At 73.6% G+C, this 2,317-nt stretch carries 3 protein-coding genes; 1 reads left to right on the top strand and 2 read right to left on the bottom strand.

Going from position 1 to position 2,317, the window contains the following annotated elements:
* Together ABT300_RS43315 and ABT300_RS43310 are read right to left on the bottom strand one after the other, a co-directional pair.
* Positions 1–443, bottom strand: a 443-nt coding sequence (locus tag ABT300_RS43315) for an acyl-CoA dehydrogenase family protein (RefSeq protein ID WP_502978129.1), incomplete at its 3' end; no start/stop codon positions are given.
* Entirely contained in the window at positions 437–1,423 is a 987-nt protein-coding gene (locus tag ABT300_RS43310; protein WP_351688474.1) for a ScbA/BarX family gamma-butyrolactone biosynthesis protein, read from the bottom strand. The genes ABT300_RS43315 and ABT300_RS43310, both read right to left, overlap by 7 nt.
* Before the next feature lie 139 nt (positions 1,424–1,562).
* Between ABT300_RS43310 and ABT300_RS43305 the strand changes: the two genes are divergently transcribed.
* Positions 1,563–2,228, top strand: a complete 666-nt coding sequence (locus ABT300_RS43305; protein WP_351688471.1) for a ScbR family autoregulator-binding transcription factor — start codon at positions 1,563–1,565, stop codon at positions 2,226–2,228.
* Positions 2,229–2,317 lie beyond the last annotated feature (89 nt).

Raw genomic sequence — 2,317 nt, 5'->3', positions numbered from 1 at the left:
GTCGACCAGGAGGCGAGCAGCAGCCAGTCTGCCTGGTCGACCCCACTGGCCGTGGCCCATCTGCCGGTCAGCCGCCAGCCGCCGTCCACGCGGACGGCGCTGCCCTGCGGCGGGACGACGGACGCGGCCACCCTCACGTCGGGACCCTCGCCCCAGATCTCCCGCTGCCCGGCCTCGGGCAGATAGCCGGCGAGCCTGCCGTGGGCCGCGTACAGCGCGGCGCACCAGGCGGTGGACGCGCAGGTCTCGGCCAGTTCGGAGACCGCGTCCAGGAGCGCGGTGAACGTGCCGGCGCCGCCGTTCCAGCGCTCGGGCACGAAGTGCCGGGCGAATCCGCTGTCGGTCAGCGAGTCGGCGAGCCGGTCGGTGAGCCGGCATGTCTCGTCGAGCCGGATGCGGTCCTCGCGGGCGATGTCCAGCGTCTTGCCCAGGTCGCTCAGCACGCGCCGGCACCGGCCCCGGCGAGGAGGCCGCCGAACGGGGCGCCGGCCGCGCCGACGGCGGCCAGGGCGGTGGCCAGGGTGCGCGTGCCCTGGCGGGCCGCGAGCAGATAGCCGCCGCCTCTCTCGGGCGCCGCGGTGATGGTGACGGGCTGTCCGAGCTCGCCGAACGCGAGGAACGACGTCCGCAGCGAGCCGACGGCCGGGGCCCCCGGGGCGTCCTCGGCGGCACGGACGACGACGGCCTGCCGGAACCCTTCGACGATCACCATCCCCGGGACGTGGTCGCTGCCGTGGTCGAAGAGGGCGGGGTGCCCGGTGTCCTCCCTGAGCTGCCATCCGGCCGACGCGTCACCCAGGCTCGCGAGCAGCACGGCGTCGTGGCGGTCGCGGCCGACCGCGGCCGGCGGCAGCGCCCGGGCCTCGGCGGCGAGGTCGGGGACGTCGAAGGGGGCCGCGGCGGCGGCGCTGCGGCTGCGCACGAGGGCGTAGTGCGCGGGCGGAAGGGCGTCCCAGCGCATGCTCGCGCGGCCCACCGTGCGGCCGCCGACGACGAGGTCCGCGTCGGCCGACAGACGGAACCGGCGCGGACTGCCCGGCACGCGCCGCAGGGCGACGTCGAAGAGCACGTCGGCGCCGTCTCCGGTGTCGCGCAGCGGCGCGTCGAGGTGGAAGTCGAAGCCGTGCAGGACGAACGCGTGGTCCGCCGGGACGTCGTGGAAGCGGTGCGAGAGGCAGATCCCCGCCTGCCGCATCGTCTCGACGACGACCAGGGAGTCCCGGGTGCCGTCGGCGGCGCGGTGGTGCAGCAGATGGTCGTGCGGCCAGCGGGGACGGACCGCGAAGCGGTCGTCGCCCAGCGGACGCACGTGGGATAACAGGACCTCGCGGTCCTCGCTCTTGTGGACCAGTGCTCGCGGAACATGTGCAGCGGCACAGTGCCTGGCGGTCGTGTCGCCGGACGCCATGTCGGTGTCAAACATGAGTTTCCCCCTCCGGAAGCGGCTGTACCGCACAGCCGTGACCTTGCGTGGTCGTCGGTCACCGGCCGTTCGGTGAAAAATATACCTGCGGGAAGGTATATTGCAACGGGGGTCAGACGCGACCGTGAGCGGAGACATCGTGGAACTCAAGAAGCACCGGGCCACCTTCCCGGTACCCGAGCGCAGCCCTGGCAGCATCGCCCTGCACGGCCGTAGCCCGGAGTTGCAGCAGGAGCGGGCCGCGCACACGCGCAGGCAGATCCTGGACGCCGCCGCGCAGCTCTTCGACGAGCGCGGGTACGGCAAGACGTCCGTCAAGGACGTCGCCGACCACGTGGGGATGACCAAGGGCGCGGTCTACTTCCACTACCCCACCAAGGAAGCGCTGACGATCGCGGTGGTCGAGGCGCACTACCACCGCTGGCCGGTGCTTCTGGAAGCGGCCCAGGCCAAGGGGCTCGGCCCGCTGGACACCGTGGGCGAACTGCTCGACCGCACCGCCCAGGCCTTCCAGGACGACGTGGTCGTGCAGGGCGGTGCGCGACTGCAGATGGAGCAGCCGCTGCCGGAGGGCCTGTTGCCACAGCCGTACGTCGGCTGGATCAGCCTGCTGACGGAGCTGCTGGAGGAGGCCGCGGAGGCCGGGGAGCTGCGCGAGGGGGTCTCCCCCGCCGCCGCGGCCCACACGCTGGTCTCCGCGTTCTTCGGCGCCCAGCACATCTCCGCACGGCTCACCCGTCGCGCCGATCTCGTGCAGCGCTGGTCCGACTCCCGGGACCTGCTCTTCGCGGCCCTGCGGGCGTAGGAGGCGCGGCCCCCGCCTTTCCCGCAGACGTCACGGGCAGGGGCTGCATCAGCTGCCTCACTCCGGCAGGCGTCCCCACGCGGCGCCGG

Source organism: Streptomyces sp. NPDC001027, from assembly GCF_040299045.1.
GTDB lineage: Bacteria > Actinomycetota > Actinomycetes > Streptomycetales > Streptomycetaceae > Streptomyces.
This window is presented reverse-complemented; position numbering and strand designations above follow the sequence as displayed.